The following is a 16780-nucleotide window of genomic DNA, read 5'->3' on the forward strand; positions in this document are numbered from 1 at the left end:
GCGATGTCCTTCGATGGTTACCGGTGGAGCTGGTTTTCGGGGGCGGCGGCGAGGCGGGAGAAATGTTCGTGGGCGATGCGCATGTCTCGTTCTCTGTCGACACCGGTGAACGGTGCTACGTAGGTGATGCCGTCGACGGTGAGGTCGGAGGTGGGTAGGGAGCCCTTCTTGCGGTACTCGGAGGCGAGTTTGGTGGGGAGCTGGCGGCCGGTGGCGTCGTAGAGGGCTTCGCGCTCGTACTTCTGGAGGACGGGGAATTGGGTGCGGTAGATGGTGAGGAGTTCGTCGGCGGTGATGTCGAGCATTACCGCGACGATGGCATCAATTTCCACGAGGGCCAGTCGGCGATCAGCATCCGACCGGAGCGGTGTGCTCCAATTCCACTCGGGTCCTATATTCCCCAGCTCACCCCCAATCGGATACCTGTTGTCGACAGCAACCCATGTATCGGTTTGCCAGCTGGCGCGATAGAGATCGGACCAAAGGTCGGCGTACGGTGCTGTCAGGCAGTTCAGTCGGAGCGTGCGGAGGTTGAGATGTTCTTCAAGGGGGTTCTCACGGATGTGAGGAAGTTGTCGCACAAGTCCATGCTTGAGCTCGGTGGCGCCACTTGCCTTGATCAGGAAATCTGCGGGAATTGACGACCAGATTCCGGATGCAACTACAAGGTCCGCGTTGGTGGGAAGCAGGGCGGTGAGGACAGTGCCGACGAAGGCGGGTCCCGGTGGAATCAGCGCTGAATGGAGGGTACGCACAGTCGCTGAGTCGGCCATGCGGCGCCAGGCGAGGCGGAAGTAGGACGAGCTCGGTTCGTTGTTCCACCTCGGGTAGGCGGCCCGGTATTCCGGGAGGGGCCGGGCGACCTGGTAGTTGGTTCTCGGGATGAAATTCTCAGGGATCGTCGTGAGATCGATGGTGGAGTAGTCGACGTTGCTACGCATAGTCGGGTTGCCCTGCTGGTAGGCCGGGCAGGCGACGGTGAGGTGGGGGCCTTGGAGGATGGTGTATTCCAAATTCTGAGGCACGGCGGATCGAGACTCGAAGTGGCCGAGTTTGCGGTCAGTCGTTTCATTCCATCCGAAGGTCCACTGGAACCCGGTTTCGCCAAGCCTCGGTGCGGCGGCGATCTTGTCGAGCACAGCTGCGCTCGCTCGGTTGACCGGATACATCATGCGAGCCTCGGTCGCTGGTGTGCCCGGCTCGTCGATCAAGGTGCACCAGCTGTGGAGAACCGCCTCGGTAACTTCGATAATGCGTTCAGGGTGTGGGCGCAGGTCCCAGTCGCCGTTGGGGTCCTTTACTCCGGGAACGATGGTCGTGCTGTCGAATCCTGCTCGGCGGGCTTGGAGAGATCGTGTGGGGACATCGGGGTGGTAGAGCGCCGATCCCTGAAGAAAATGCACGGCTGATTCATTGCCGTACACGTGTACTCCGTACTGCCGAGTGTTATTTATCTCGGAGAAGAGTTTGAGTTCGTTCCGAAATTGCCAGTGTCGCCGGAGTCGGCGGTAGCAGGCTCGTCGGAGCGCCTGTGCTCGCGCTTCGGTGAAATGGCTTTCCGGGTGGATCAGAGAAATTATGCCCCGAGGTGAAGACGAACGCCACGTCCGCTCCATGAAACATCGATACAGGTCCGGGCGCAAACCTGCGAGTACCGGGTGGTTTGGGGTCGATGCCAGGTGCTCGGTCTGTCCCGCTTGTGCTGCACGCTCGGTGAGGAGAATCGCGACCGCCGGGTCTTCGGACAGAATCTCAGCGGCTTTCGCCTTCTTGGCCGACTCCGACGGCTTGTGGGCCAACTGCCACCAGGGATCGAACTCGGCCAGAACCCCAGCTTCATCCCAATCCAGCCGAACCCACGGCGGATTACCGACCTGCAGGTCGAACCCACCCCGAGCGAACACCGGCCCGAAGTCCAGTTCCCAGTGGTGGAAACCCTGCTCGGCCGAGATGGCGGCAGCGGTATGCAACCAGGGGAACTCCGCGAGTGCGGAGTCGATGGATTTGACCTGGGCGAAGGTGCGGTCGGTGTCCTCGGCGACGTCGAGTTCGAACCAGCTCAGGTCGGAGGCGATGCTGGTTTGGCCGTACTTCTCGAATTTGCCTGCTTTGGGCGTGGTTCCGAGGAGGGCTTCGAGGCCGCCGATCCACTGGTCCCAGTCCGGGGCGTCGACGGTGCCGGTGACGGGCCAGGACCACAGCGCGCACCAGGCATCCATGACTCGGCGGACGCGCTGGTAGGAGCCGTTGTGGTCGTGCAGGACGGCTTCGATCTGTTCGCGGGTGACAGCGGGTTCGCGGCGGGCGGGCTGCTCGCCCCACAGCTGGAGGTCGCGGCGGATCGCGGATTCGGCGATGGTGAGACGGCGGAGGGCGAAGTCCCACAGGGTTTCCACGCGTTGAGCGAGGGAGGCGAGGCGTTTGACGATGTCCTTGCTCGGGGACTTGCGGATGTCGTTGCGCCACAGCCGGAGTTCCTCGCGGCGCTCGGGAGCGTAGGTCTTGGCTTCGGGGGTGTCGACGACGGCGCCCCAGCCCTGGGCGGGGAGCAGGAAGTGATGGATGCCGGTGCCGATCTCCTCGCCGAGGGGGACATCCTTGGGAACTGTGGTGAGCCACGCCTTCTTGGCCAGTTCGCCGGGCAGGTAGACGGCGCGGCGGGCGCCGATGAGGGAGTTGCCGCGGCGCAGGTGGAGGCCGAACCAGGGGGCCTGGAGACCGGCGACCATGGTGTCGAGCCAGAGGGAGATCTCGGCGAGTTCCACGGCCGTGGCGTTGAGGTCGACGCCGTAGACCTGGTGGAGGGCTATGTGGGCCTTCACCTTCTGGAGTTCGACAGGGTACTGGTCGGCGTCGATGAGTTCGCCGCGCTGTTTCTGTTTGCGCTCGAGATATGCGGCGGCCAGCTGGCGGACTGCCTCGATGGCGAACGCACCGGAGCCCAGGGCGGGCTCGCAGATGGTGTAGGACAGGATGTCCTCGGGGGTGGTGTCGTCGTCGAGAAGTTCTTCGAGGGCCTGGGAGACGACGAACTTCGTGAGGACTTCGGGGGTGTAGTAGGACGCGGACTGCTGGCGTTCGCGGCCGGCCAGACGGAAGACGAACGTGCCCTTCTCGTGGACGACCGGCTTGAGCTCGTGGGTGTTCGGGTCCTCGGCACGGACGAAGTCGGATTCGGAAAGGTGGTCCGCGCGATGGACGGGGACGACCCAGGAACCTTTCTCCGGGTTGCCGTCCTTGGCCACTTCGTAGAGGTCCTCCTCGGCGAAGAAGCCGGTGTAGGACATCAGGCCCTCGTAGACGGCACCGAGCTGGTTGATGCCGAGTTCGGCGTAGCTGATGAACCCTCGGTCGGCGCCCTTGCGGGATGTGGATTCCTTGGTCAGCAGGAGGTGCGCGAGGACCTGCTGGGTGGCCTCGTTGCCGAGCCCGACTTCATCGATGAGCGCGGTCGCCTTCGGGGAGAAGAGGTCGGCTCGCAGAGGATTGAACTGGAGGCCGGGGGCGGAATCGTCGAGCCCACCGTCTCGGACCGGGGGAGTGTGGCCGTGTTCCACGAGGTCGAACAGCCGGGCGAGGGACTCGTAGAGGTGGGTGCCGGTGCGGGCGTGGTGGGAGACGAGTTCGGTGAGAGTGAGCTCGCGGAGCCGGTCGAGGCCGTAGCCCTGCTCGTATTCGGTGGCGCCGGTCGGCAGGACCTGCATTTCCGGGGATGCCTCGGCATAGAGCAGGAACAGAATCCGGTAGAGGAAGCGCAGTGATTGTTTGGCGAGTTCGTTACCGTCGATCCCTTCCAGCGGCAGGTCGCGCTCGCGGCGGCGGCGCACCACTTCGTTGGCGATGATCTCGATCGACAGGCGGATGCCTTCGCGGAGATCTTTGGAGACGCCGACAGTGTGCTTCACCGAGTCCTCGAGCACACCCGTCCACCAGATGTTGCCGTCCGGGTCGGGGCGCAGCGACTGATGGCCGAAAATGGCGGCGGCGCGGTCGATTTCGCCGCCGCGGGCGTCGTGGCGGCGCTCGGCGACGACGAGCAGGTCGAGGGCGAGGTAGCGGCCCTCGGCCCAGCGTTCGGCCTCGGCGAGCAGGAGCCAGCGGCCGGCCTGGAGCACGACGAACGACGGCGGGGTGTCGGAGCGGAAGGCGGCCGAGACCGTCTTGGAGGCCGATACGAGGGGCTTGCCGTCCTCGGTGGCAGGAGTGATGAGGGTGCCGGTGTCGGGGGAGAGCAGGTCTTCGATCGACTCGACCGGAGCTGCTTGCAAGAACAGGACGTCGGAGGTGCCCGCCAGCTGGGCGTCCGGGATGGTCAGGTCGGTGCCCGCGCGTTCGGCGGTGAACGCGGTCAGTTCGCCCGGGTAGCCGAAGATTTCGCGGATCTGGGCGTGGGCCTTCGGGGCTGCCCCGGGGTTCTCGGCGAGGGAGCCGAGCAGAGCATGCAGGTCGCCCGCGGCGGACAGCAGAGAACTGCGCACTGTCGTGCGGCCCTCTTTCGCCTCGGCGTCCCAGGCCTTGCGCAGTTCCATGACCTTGCCGTGGAAGGACTCCTTCACCGAGTCGGTGGTGAAGTAGTGTTCGCTGATCCAGTCCTCGCCGACGACGATGGAATCGAAGGAGGCCACTGGCTTACCGGTCCTTTCCCGGGACGATCACGAGCAGCGGACGCACGAGCTGCTGGGTGGGAGCGAGGGATTCGGCGATGCTCTGCTCCCTGCTGACGCGCTGCGCGTATTTGCCGACCTTCTTGCGCTGGGCGCCGAACAGCTCGAGCTGGCCGGCGCTGGAATGCCAGCGTTCGGCGCGGAGACGCCACTGCGCCAATCGCTCGTTGGCGGAGCGCTCCTGGTGATCGAGGACGATCTTCATCGACTGGGTGGCCTGATCGACGGCGACGGGGATCAGCGGCTGGAAGCGCCCGGCGTCCTGGATCGGACCCGGGTTGGGGGTGTCGGGCTTCAATCCGGTTGTCGTGAGCAGGAAGCCGAGATTCTCGAGGGGTCTCGGGATGGCGAAGGCGGGTCGCTCGGGGTCGGGGAACTCGACGGTGGAGAACACCCGGGAGATGAGCTGGCCGCGCCGGTTCATCAGCGTGCCCATCAGCAGCACGGTGACCGCGGGGACATCGCCACGGATGGCGAAGATCTGATTGCGGCCCAGGGCCGCGAGCGCGCGGTCGCCGGCCCAGTCCAGGACCGGATGCAGGGGTCCGAGGAAGTGCGCTTCCGGCCAGGTGGTGTTGTTGATGCCCTTGCCTTGTCGGGCGGCACGGAGCTGGGCATTGCCCGCCTGCTCGGTGGTGGCGAGTTTGAGATGTTCGTCGATGCGGCCGTGTTCTCGGTAGCTCTGAGGCAGGTGGGCGAGGCGCTGGCGGAGGTCGCGGGGTGGGACGAGTTCGGCGATGCCGTGATTGGCGTGGACGGTCCAGCCGACGCCACCCGCGGCGGGTGCGGCGTGCGGGACGTCGTTGTAGGCGGCGCGCAGGGCTTCGTCGAGGAACGTGACGTCGTCGCGGTAGAGGCTCTGGCGGGGAAGCTCGGGCAGGGGCTCGGGCTCGTCGGTGTCGAGCTGGGCGAAGAACGAGTCGAAGTCGTCACCGTCGAGGACGTCGTCGACGGTGCGGACCTGCTCGTCGAGGGTGGACTTACCCGCCAGCACGTCGCGGATCGCCGATTCCTCGTCGCCCACACTGTGTTTGCCCATCAGAGACGCGACATCGCCGAGGGCGGAATGGGCCTGGTTCTCGCGTTCGAGGAGCCTTGACAGCACGCGCAGGTCGCCGGAGAAATCGGGATCGGACGGTTCCAGGATCAGCGAGGAGATCACCGGCGGGAACTGCTGGCCGTAACGGTCGACGCGGCCGTTGCGCTGTTCGATGCGGATCAGCGACCACGGGATGTCGTAGTGGATGAGGTGGTGGCACTGGGCGTGCAGGTTGACGCCCTCGGAGGCGACATCGCCGGTGACCAGGACACGGACGGGGGAGCTCTCGAGTTTGAAACTGTCGACGATCTCCTGCTGTTCGATGTCGGAGAGGCCGCCGTGCAGCATCGCGATGTTCTCCGTTTTCAGGCCGAGCGCGGCGGGAAGCAGGTCGGTGAGCCATTTCAGCGTGGCGACGCGCTCGGCGAATACCACGGCGCGGGTGGTCGATTTCGCGCCGATGCCGATCTCCTTCAGCCGGGCGATGAGCGCGCCCTGCTTGCCCGCGGACTCGGTGAACGACTTGTCGTTCAGGTCGGCCAGGGTGTTCAGGGCGGCGAGCTCGGTGTGCTGCTCCGGGGTGTGCGGGCCGCCCTCGTCCCGGAGCTTCGCACGGCGCTGGTCGATCGACTCGGCGAGTGCGGCGGGGGAGGAGAGGAAGGCTTTGGCCAGGGTCCAGGGGAACAAGGACTTGGTTTCGCCGGAATACGGCGAACGGCCGGACTCGGGGTGCAGCCAGGTCCGGGACAACTCGCGGGCTACCGCATCCTCCGGTGCCGACGGCTGGACCAAGCGGTGCACGGGGTCGGCGCGTTCGGCCCAGTCGCTACCGACTTCCGCCGCGACTTCGTCGTGGTGGCGGTGTCGGCGGATGAGCAGGTTCTGCACGTCGGCCTTGGTGAAGGTGCCGTCGGCGGCGACGGCGGTGGGATCGAGCAGGCGCAGGAGTTCGGCGAAGGACTCCTCACGGCCGTTGTGCGGGGTGGCCGACGCGAGGATCAGGGCTTCGGTGTTGGGGGCCAGGATGCGCGCGAGTTCATTGTTCTGGGTGCCGACGTTGGTGAGGTTGTGGGATTCGTCGATGACGACGGCGTCCCAGGGCTGGCGTTCGAGGTGTGCCTTGTAGCGGGGGCTCTTGAGGGTGTCGATCGAGATGATCGCGCGCTTGTAGTAGGTGAACGGGTTACGTGTGGCGGGGAGCTTCTGGCGGACCTTCTGGATGCCCGCGGAGTCGAGGCGCACGAACGGCAGTGCGAAACGGCACCAGAGTTCGTGCTGCATCTGCTCCAGGACGTGTTTGGGGGTGACGATGAGAATGCGTTCACCCCGGCCACGGCGCACCAGCTCCGACAGGATCATGCCGATCTCGAGCGTCTTGCCAAGGCCCACCGCGTCGGCCAGCAGGATACGGGGCCGGATGTGCTGGGGGTCGAGGGCCTTGGCGACCGCGGCGCGCTGGTAACCGAGGGAGTCGGCGAGCATGTGGGTGGCGACGGTGAGCTGCTGGTCGCCGTAGGGGAAGGGAGTTTTGCGCAGGAGGGCTTCGAGCCAGAGCCGGGAGTCGCGGTAGTTCGAGGAGCCGTCGGGGACGACGACTGCTTTCGCGGGATCGCGGACCTCGATGTCGTCGAGGCTGTCGTAGAAGGTCGCGGTGGTGTCGGCGACGAGTTCGGACAGGCCGCGAACGCGCAGGAGCCAGCCGTCGGAGCCCTGTTCGGCCGAGGTGACCAACCATTCTTCGTCGCGGACGATGACGACAGAGCCGGGGGCGACGTTCAGCGGAGGGCGCTCGACGGCGGAGGTCATCAGGGGTGCTCCTGGTGGGTCGACACTGTGGTGGTCTGGTGGTCCAACTTTGTACCGAATCGGAGGCTCGCCGGTGCGGAATCGGCCCGATGCGGGCGAAGCCAGCGTAGGTGTGTGTGAAAACTATGTCAAACGAGTTGCCTGGTCTGCGGGATTGCCCTGGCGTCGGGTCTGGTGAGTGCTCGGCGGGGGCCGGTCCTTGCTACCGTTGCGGCGAAAGGGCTGGGGAACGGCGACGGTGGGAGGTGAAGGGTCTTGAGCGACGAGTCTGCCGCCGCGCGAACGGAACTCCTCCCTGGCGAGCGTCGCGCCGCCGGAGGCTATCTCGCGACACGTGACGATGTGCTCGCCGGACTCTCGTCCGTCGTCGTGCCCGAACTCGTCGCCGGAGTGCCGTTGGCGGCCACCGTCACGATCGGCGAGCTCGCCGACGCGGGAGCGATCACGGTGCTGGAATCACCGCCGACACTCGGATCGGGCTCGGGGGATTCGCCGATGCTCACCGCGAAAGATGTCCGCCTCGAGCGGAATCCGTCGGATTCGGGCGATCCAGGGACCCCGGGGGCGGTCTCGACGCGATTCGGTGACCTACTCGTCGTCCTCGGAGCGGGCCCGCTGTCGGTGCGCGTGATCGACTCGGCCGTGCTGGTCGCGCCCGGCGTGACCGTGGTTCGCGTGAATCCCGAGGTGATCGATCGGTACTTTCTCGCCGGGATACTTCGCGCAGCCGCGGACCGCGCCGACGGGCGCCTGCTCGACCTGTATCCCGTGACGTTCCCGAGGATGCCCTTCGCCGAACAGGCCGCGCGGGGAGAGGCAGTCGCGCAGCTGATCGCGGCCGAGACCGCCTTCCGGAGGCAGCGGACAGCAGTCGAACAGCTCGTGCGTGAGGGCTTTGCCGGCCTCGCCTCCGGTGCGCTGAAGCCCGCCGGCGACCCAGTGCGGGGCTGAGCGTGCCGCCGAAGATCATCGCCGATCGATACGAGCTGATCGAGGTCATCGGCCGAGGTGGCATGGGACAGGTGTTCCGGGGGTTCGACCGGCAGCTCAAGCGGCGGGTCGCGGTGAAGTTCATCCACGCCCACCTGGCGGGGGACCAGGAATGGGAGAAGCGGTTCGCCCGCGAGGCCGAACTCATGGCTCGGATGAGTCACCCAGGGATGCCCGCCGTCTACGACGCGGGGATCGACCCGGGCCCGCCGGACCGGCCCTACCTGGTCATGGAATACATCGACGGTGTCACCCTCGACGATGTGCTCGCCGCCCGCGGGCGGTTGCCGGTCGGGGCCGTCGCCTGTATCGGCGCGCAGACCGCTGCGGTGCTCGCGGAAGCGCACGGGCACAGCATCTTCCACCGCGACCTCAAACCGTCGAACCTCATGCTCTGCGCCGACGGGTCCGTCCGGGTGCTCGACTTCGGAATCGCGGTGGCGCTCGAAGCCGGACACGACCGGCTCACCCGGACGGGGTCGGGAATCGGTACACCGGAATATATGGCGCCGGAACAGGTCCGCGGGCACACCGTGGTGCCGCAGACCGACCTGTACGCGCTGGGACTGGTCATGTTCGAACTGCTGACCGGGGTCAGGGCAATGGCCGGTGCCTCGAACATCGACACGATGATCAATCAGATCAACGGTCAACCGCCCCCGCTGGAACGCGAACGCGATGACGTGCCCGCGGAACTGGCGGCACTGATCGGCACAATGCTGGCCAAACAGCATTCGCACCGGCCCGCCGACGCCGCGGCGGTCTACTCGGTGCTGCTGCGATACGTCGGCTCCCTCGACAGTCTGCTCGACCACCCGGACCCCGCCAGCCCGGCCCGCATGTACGCGACGGTGCTCGGCGCGGCGGCCGGTACGCCGGAACCGAACCCGGCGCGAAGACCTGCGCCCGGCACCGTCGCACCGGATTTCACCCGGGGCGACCTCGCTCGCGCGCTGCGGCATGCCCACGACCTGGCCGACGAGTCCCGGTATGTGCCCGCCATCGGCGAACTGCAAACCGTCCTGGCGATCGCCGTGCCGCGACTGGGTGGCCGCGACGTGGATGTGATCGACGCGCGGATCCGGCTCGCCGACTTGTGCGCGGAATCCGGTGATCACGAACAGGCCATCCGCCGCTACAGTGAGCTGATCGACGATCTCACCGCCGAACGCGGACCCTACGACGATCAGGTGATCTTGTGCCAGCGGCAACTCGCGCGAGCGCAGGTCGACAGCGGGCAGGTGCGGGCCGCGCTCACCCGCCTGCGCCGGCTACACGCCCAGCTCGCGGCCTGGCACGGATCCGATGACCGCCGCGTCGTGCAGTTCGCGGAGATGATCGAACAGATCCGCGCGGCCAACCGTTAGCTGTACAGACCTGCCGCCGTGCTGGCAGGCCGGGTCCCGGCAACGCTGCGCTGGCAGGCCTCCCCCGGGAGGTTGAGGTTACCCACCTCCGAAGTCATAAAACGCGCCACCGAGAGCGGTGTCTGGCACACTGGTCCGGCTCGCACTGACAGGGGTGGTGGACGAAGGTGAATGTGGCGAACGCGCGGTTCCCCGATGACAGCAGCTATCGCACGGCGCTGGCCGGTACGGTACAGGTCTGGCGGGAAGCGCTCATCGACCTGAGCAGCCGAAACCGACTGCTCAACTACAAAGCCACGCGCCTCACCTCGCTGGAGCTGACCAATCCCGGCGCGGAAAATATCCTCGCCGCGCTCGGTCGCGGGATCCGATTTGCGCCGCTGCCCGACGCCGACGACGATCCAGGAAGGGGTCCGGCGATCCGTGCGACGCGCTCGGCGTCGCCGACCGAGATCGTGACCGAAAAATCCACCACCAAGTCCCTGCACGCGACACTGAAAGCCCTGCAGCGCAAGGCAACCCAGATCTACAACGACTACGGCCTGTGGACGCTGCAGCTGGGCATCGGCAACCTGAACTGGCGGGAGGACAAGGCCGCAACAGGGTGCGACGCTCCACTGATCCTCATCCCTGTCCGAATCGAGCGCGACAAACGCGGCGACTATCTGCTCACCCTCAATTCCGATGACGACGCCCGGTTCAACCCCGCGCTGCGCATCAAACTCGAGCAACTGCACCTGGACTGGAACGTCGCCGAGAAGTATCAGCCCGACGAACTCGCGCAGGTCCTCGTGGCGACCACCGCCCTGGTGGCGAACAAGCCGTCCTGGACTGTGTCGGCGCGGGTGGTGCTCGGGATCTTCGCCTCCCACAAAGAGGCGATGTACCAGGACCTGCGCGACAACGTCGACGCGGTGATCGCCAGTGATCTGGTCGGCGCGGTGGCGCTGGGAGCCGACGCCCGGATCGACAGTGCGCGGTTCGTCTTCGATCCGATCGAACTCGATCGCATCGATGAGGTCGCGCCACCCGAGGACACGCCGCTGGTGCTCGACGCGGATTCCTCCCAGCGCCAGGCGGTCGCCGCCGCGGTCGGGGGCAACTCGTTCGTGCTCGACGGACCACCCGGAACCGGCAAGAGCCAGACCATCACCAACATCATCGCGGCTCTGCTGCACGCCGGGCGATCGGTGCTGTTCGTCTCGGAGAAAGCGGCCGCGCTCGACGTGGTGCTCAACCGGATGCGCACGGTCGGCCTCGACGGTTACGTTCTCGCGCTGCACAGCAACAACACCTCGCGGAAGGCGGTCGCGCAAGAACTCGGCCGCGCGCTGGTCGAGCAGCCCGCCCCGGTGCCGATGCGTCCCGAGGCGCTCGACGACCTGCGCGCCACCAGGCAGGCGCTGAGCGGCTACGCCCAGGCGATGAACCAGACCAGGATGCCGTTCGAGGCCTCGATTCACGAGGTCATCGGACGCCTGGGGCAACTGGCCGACACCGCCCTCGCCGACCATCTGCTGCCCGGACCGGGGAATCGTGGATTCGCCGTCGATCGCCTCGATCAACGCACACTGCGGGACCTGCTTGCAGCCGCCGAGACGATCGCGGACGTCTACGGCACCGTCTACGCCGAGGCGTATCCGTGGCGGGGCGTGATCACCGGATCCGAAAGCCCCGAAGTAGTACTGCGGCGCGCCGATGCCGCGCTGACCCAGCTCCGCGCGGTGGTGGCGGAATTCGCCGGTCTGGCGCCGGAATCCGGCGCCATCGATGACGAACCGGGCTTGGACCGGCTGGCGAATCTGATCAGGTTGCTCGCGATGCGGCATCCGGTACCCGAATCCTGGTTGTCGGCTGGGGGTTTCGATTCTGTCGTCGAGACTCCGGTACGTGACTTCCTGGCGCAACTGTACGACGTGCAGCAGGCGCGGACCAGGGCCGAACAGCTCGGTGGTGACCGGTGGGACGAGGTGCCCGAGTCGCTCGATCCGGATCCGCCCGCCGAGGAACAGGCGCTGCCCGCCCTCACCCCGGCAGGCATCGAACCCGCCGACCTCGCCATCCCGTATCTGAAAGAAGCGTGGACGAAGTTCGTCGAATGGATCGACGATCTGGAATCGCTGATCGATACCGTCACCGGACTGGCTGAATCCTTTGGTCTGCTCGCGCCGGGCACTCCGGAGGAAGTGCGCGGCCTCTGTCAGCTGAGCAGGCTGGCCGCCGCCGAGAACCTGCCACCCGCGGAAGTACTGGAACCCGGTGGCCCGGAACGGGCCGACGGCGCGGCAGTCGTTGTCGTCGCCCAGGCGTTGCGGCGCTTCGCGGTACGGCGCGGCGCCGTGCTGTCAGCCCAGCAGCGGGCCGCCGTCGGCCTGGGTGCCAACTGGCTGCGGGTTCCGCGGGACTGGTCGGCGACCCCGCCCATCAGTGAGGTGGAGCTGGCGCGACTGACACCGGCCGGGATCGACTTGTCGGCATTCACCGGACCACGAGCGGCCGAGAACTACAGCCGATTCGAGCTACTGGTTCAGCGGTTCGAGACCGCCGCGCGCCAGGCCGAGGCGATCGCCCTGCAGATCGGGATCGACCCGGAGATCCCGGTGGCCGATCTGGGCAGGCTGGTCGAGCTCGCCGACCTCGCCAGGATGCCGAATCGAGCGCTGCCGCAATGGTTCACACCCGACGGTGAAGTCCTGGTCGAGCAGATGGTCGCCGCTCTCACCGCCGCGCATGCCGAACTCGCGGCGGCCCGAGAAGTCGCGACCACGATCTTCGAGCCCGAACTCGTTCGCAACCCCGATGTTCCGGAAGCGATCGCGCGGTTGCAGGAACGCGGGCCGGGGTTCGGCAGGGGCCTGGTCAAACAGGTGCGAGACGATCGCAAGCTGATCGGGAGACTCACTGTCACCGGTTCCTGGCGTAAGGACCTGCACTCCCACCTCGCAGACGCGCTGCGTTGGTACCGGGCACAGGAGCAGTTCACCGCGATCACCGGCGAATACGCCGGGCTCCTGGGGCGCTATCTCGTCGACGGGGAACCGGACGTGCCCGCCGTCGTGGCCGCGACCGAGCAGTCGCGCCGGGTGGTCCGACTCGCCGGTTGCGGCCCCGCTGACCACCGGGCCCGCGGCCTGCTCGCCGGCATCTTCGCCGACGGTGTCGCCGACGATCCGGTCCTGGCCTGCCGCCGCGCCGATCTCTCCGCCGCCATCCAGTCCTGGGACGAAGAATGCACGCGGGCGCCACTGGCCGCTGTCGTCGGCGAGCTGGCCGGACAGACGCCCGCCGCGGTCGCCAGGTGGCTACGGGCACACCTGGACCCACTGAAGCGTGCCGAAACGCTGATCGAATCGACCAGCGCGCTGCCCGCTCCGGGCGACGGTGCAGTGGCGAATCTGACCCTGGCAGACGCGCGCGAAATGGTACACCTGGCGCAGGTCGCACAGGTGGCAACGGCCGACTTCGACAACCGCCAGGAAGTCGATCGGCGGGTGCTCGGTCCCTGGTACCGCGGACTCGACACCGACTGTGGGCGTCTCTCGGCTGATCAGACCGAGATCCCGGCCGGGTGTGAGCCGATGTGGCGATTGCTCGAGCGCGCCCAGGCGGCCTCGGCGACTGCATCGGTGCCACCGGAGGCCATGCGGCTTCTCGGGCGGTACGCCGCGATCGAGGAATACGGTACGCGCGCACTGGCGGACGCCCTGCAGGCCGCGACGGTGATCGTGCGTGATGCCGGTGCGGCGGTGCTGGATCCCGTCCGGCGCCGGCGCTTGTGCGGTGTTCTCGCCGACGACGGCCCGCCGCGGCCGGACCTGGCGCGCAAGGGTGAGAAAGTGGCTGTCGCCCTGGATATTTGGATCGATCGCACTGCGGAGCACCACGCGACCGCACTGCTGCAGAAGCTGCCGCTGGCCACATCGATCGAATGGATGCGGGCGCACCTCGAACCGTTCCGTCGCGCCGTCGACTTCACCGGCACCGTGTCCCGGGTCGTCGGGAACAGCGAACTCACGCTGTCGCAGGCTCGCCGGACGGTCGACATGATCCGGAAGGCGCGGCTGGCGGAGGAGTCGCTGAGAGCGGGCGAACAGCAGTGGTCGGCGCTGTTCGGGCAGCTCTATGCCGGTGCCGGCACCGACGCCGACCAGATCGGGGCCGCGCTGGATTGGGCGCGCGGCGTCCGGCGAGCCGCGAACCCCCGCAACTACCACGGCAGTGGTGGCGCCGTCCGCAGCGGTCACGGGCTACCGCCCCTTTCGGAGACGGCCGCACGGGTCATGCTCGACGCCGCGCCGGAGACCACGTTCGCTCACGACCGCGAACAGTGGAACCAGCGGCGAGCGGAATTCGGCGACTGCTTCGGCGTACCCCATCGCGACGCCGCCCGACAGCGGCTCACCGGCTCGCTGTCCGGCGCGGCGGAGTGGCTGGGGCAGCTGGGCGGCGACCCGAACGGACCCGACGCCTGGTATCGGTACGCCTCGGCCGTCGCCGGTCTGACTACGCACGGCCTGCGAGGACTGCCCGAGAACGCGGCCAGGGAGGGCTTCGAGATCGCCGATCTGGAGTGGATCCTCGAGAAGTCCGTGCTCACCGCCTGGGTCGATCAGCAGCTGGAACGTGACCAGCGACTGTCTCCGCTACGGGCCGACGAACGCGAACGGGAAGTGGTCCGGTTCCGCGAAGGCGACCTGTCGCTGATCCGCAACGCACCGGCCAAGGTGATCGACAAAGTCAACCGCCAGCGCCCACAGAACATCACCATCGGTAGCGGGGCGACGATTCTGCGGGAGGCCGAGAAGAAGACACGGCACATGCCGGTGCGCAAGCTGCTCGGTGACTGCGGCGAGATCGTCCGCCGGATCAAGCCGTGCTTCATGATGAGCCCGCTGACCGTGAGCCAGTTCCTGCCGCCGGACTTCCGCTTCGATGTCGTCATCTTCGATGAGGCCTCGCAGGTCCTGCCCGAGGACGCGGTGAATTCTCTGTACCGGGCCCGGGCACTGATCGTCGCCGGTGACCAGAACCAGCTCCCACCTACCTCCTTCTTCAGTGTCACCGGCGACGCGGGCGAGGCCGAGTACACCGAGGACGGGGTCGACCAGTTCGAATCGGTGCTCGGACTCTGCAAAGGCAGCGGCGTGCTGCGTGGACTACCGCTGCGCTGGCACTACCGCAGCAGGCACGAAGACCTGATCGCGTTCAGCAACAACGACTTCTACGACAACAAGATGATCACCTTTCCGGGTGTCTACGAGACCGGGCCCGATATCGGCGTCGAGTTCTTCAAAGCCGACGGGGTCTACGACCGTGGCGGTCGCCGCGACAACCCCCGGGAAGCCGCACTCGTCGCACAGCGGGTCATCCACCATTTTCGGACCCGGTCCGAGCTCACCCTGGGGGTCGTCGCACTCTCCAAATCGCAGGCCGAGGCCATCGAGGCGGCGGTCGCCGACGCGCGCGCCCGGCACCCCGAACTCGAAAAGCATTTCAGCGACGACCGGCTCGACGGCTTCTTCGTGAAGAACCTCGAATCGGTCCAGGGTGACGAACGCGATGTCATCATCCTGTCGGTCGGATACGGCCCCGACAAGGACGGCAAGCTGCGCTCCGAATTCGGGCCGATCAACCGCAGTGGTGGCTGGCGGCGCCTGAATGTCGCGGTGACTCGGGCGCGGCAGCGCGTCGAGCTGGTCGCCTCCTTCTCCGGCGCCGAGCTCGGAACGCCGCCCAACGACGGTGTGCACCACCTCAAGCGGTATCTGCAGTACGCCGAATCCGGCTCCGGAATGCTGGCCGCGGCGGTCGCGCCCGACGAGCGGCCGCACATCGAGAACCCATTCCTGGAAGACGTGGCCTCCCTGCTGACGGAATGGGGATACGACGTGGTTCCCCGGATCGGCGTGGCGGGGTACCGGATCGACCTGGCCGTACGGCACCCGCAACATCCGGGAGTGTTCGCCCTCGGCATCGAATGCGACGGGCCGATGTACGACTCGACCCGGGTCGCCCGCGATCGGGACCGGCTGCGGGAAGATGTCCTGGTCAACCTCGGTTGGACGATGCACCGCATCTGGGGAACCGCGTGGCACCGGGACCGGCCGGGTGAGCTGGCGCGGCTCCGATCGGCCGTCGAAGCCGCCGTGACCGGTGATCCGCGCCCGGCGCGGCCCCCTGCCGCCCCGGTAAACATCGAGAAGCCGACACAGGCATCAGGTACCGGCACGGTGCCACCGGCGGAGAACACGAGGGCCGCGTCGGCGGCCACGCCGTCCTGGGCGACCGAGTACGACGGCTACTCGGTGAGCGAACTGCACCGGATGCGAACCGACCTCGCCGACCGCACAGGACAACCATGGGTGGCCGTGCAGGACCGGGAGGCGCAACCGCTCATCGCGGAGATCTGCCTGGCGATCGTCCGGCGGGAAGGACCGATCGAGCTGGACATGCTGGTCGCCCGGATCCGGGACGCGTGGGCGCTCGGCCGGGCCGGCGGGGTGGTGCGCAACCAGGTCGAGACGGTGCTGGCCCGCTCGGCTGCTCAGGGCACACTGCACTGCGAGGGCACCACCTATACCATCCCCGGAATCGCGGTGGAGACGGTGCGCACGCCGACCGCCATATGCGCGCGCCTCGTCGGGCAGGTGCCCGCGCCTGAACGGAAGCTGGCGATCACCTCGATGGTGCGGGACACCGTCGGAGCGCAACGCGCTGAACTGGTCAAGGAAGTCGCCCGCTTGTTCGGCTGGAACCGGGTCGGCACCGAAATCCGGGTGGCGCTCGAGGGTGACCTCGACGACCTGATCCGCGCGGGCATTGTCCGCGAAGCGTCGAAAGGGCTCAGCTATGGGTAGCGCACGTCGCTGACCGGGGGATACCGTCATACGGTTGGTCTGTTGTGTGAGGAGAGA

Annotated in this window: 5 protein-coding genes; 3 read left to right on the forward strand and 2 right to left on the reverse strand. The window is 67.2% G+C overall.

What is annotated here, in order from left to right:
* Window positions 1–17: 17 nt before the first annotated feature.
* Window positions 18–4625 carry an Eco57I restriction-modification methylase domain-containing protein gene (locus tag ON36_RS07985; RefSeq protein WP_043649712.1) on the reverse strand — a complete coding sequence of 1536 codons (4608 nt, stop codon included), beginning with the start codon at window positions 4623–4625 and terminating at the stop codon, window positions 18–20.
* 4 nt (window positions 4626–4629) lie between these two features.
* Window positions 4630–7509, reverse strand: a complete 2880-nt coding sequence (locus ON36_RS07990; protein ID WP_043649715.1) for a helicase-related protein — start codon at window positions 7507–7509, stop codon at window positions 4630–4632.
* A 255-nt stretch (window positions 7510–7764) separates the two neighbouring features.
* Between ON36_RS07990 and ON36_RS07995 the strand changes: the two genes are divergently transcribed.
* From ON36_RS07995 to ON36_RS08005, 3 genes are all read left to right on the forward strand, one after another.
* Window positions 7765–8460, forward strand: a complete 696-nt coding sequence (locus tag ON36_RS07995; RefSeq protein ID WP_157224816.1) for a hypothetical protein — start codon at window positions 7765–7767, stop codon at window positions 8458–8460.
* Window positions 8461–8462: 2 nt separating this feature from the next.
* Window positions 8463–9866 (forward strand): serine/threonine-protein kinase, encoded by a 1404-nt coding sequence (locus ON36_RS08000; RefSeq protein ID WP_043649722.1) that lies wholly within the window; start codon window positions 8463–8465, stop codon window positions 9864–9866.
* Between the two features lie 167 nt (window positions 9867–10033).
* Window positions 10034–16723, forward strand: coding sequence for a DUF3320 domain-containing protein (locus tag ON36_RS08005; RefSeq protein WP_083884978.1), 6690 nt, complete (start codon window positions 10034–10036; stop codon window positions 16721–16723).
* Window positions 16724–16780 lie beyond the last annotated feature (57 nt).

Source organism: Nocardia thailandica NBRC 100428 (assembly GCF_000308795.1).
Lineage (GTDB): Bacteria > Actinomycetota > Actinomycetes > Mycobacteriales > Mycobacteriaceae > Nocardia > Nocardia thailandica.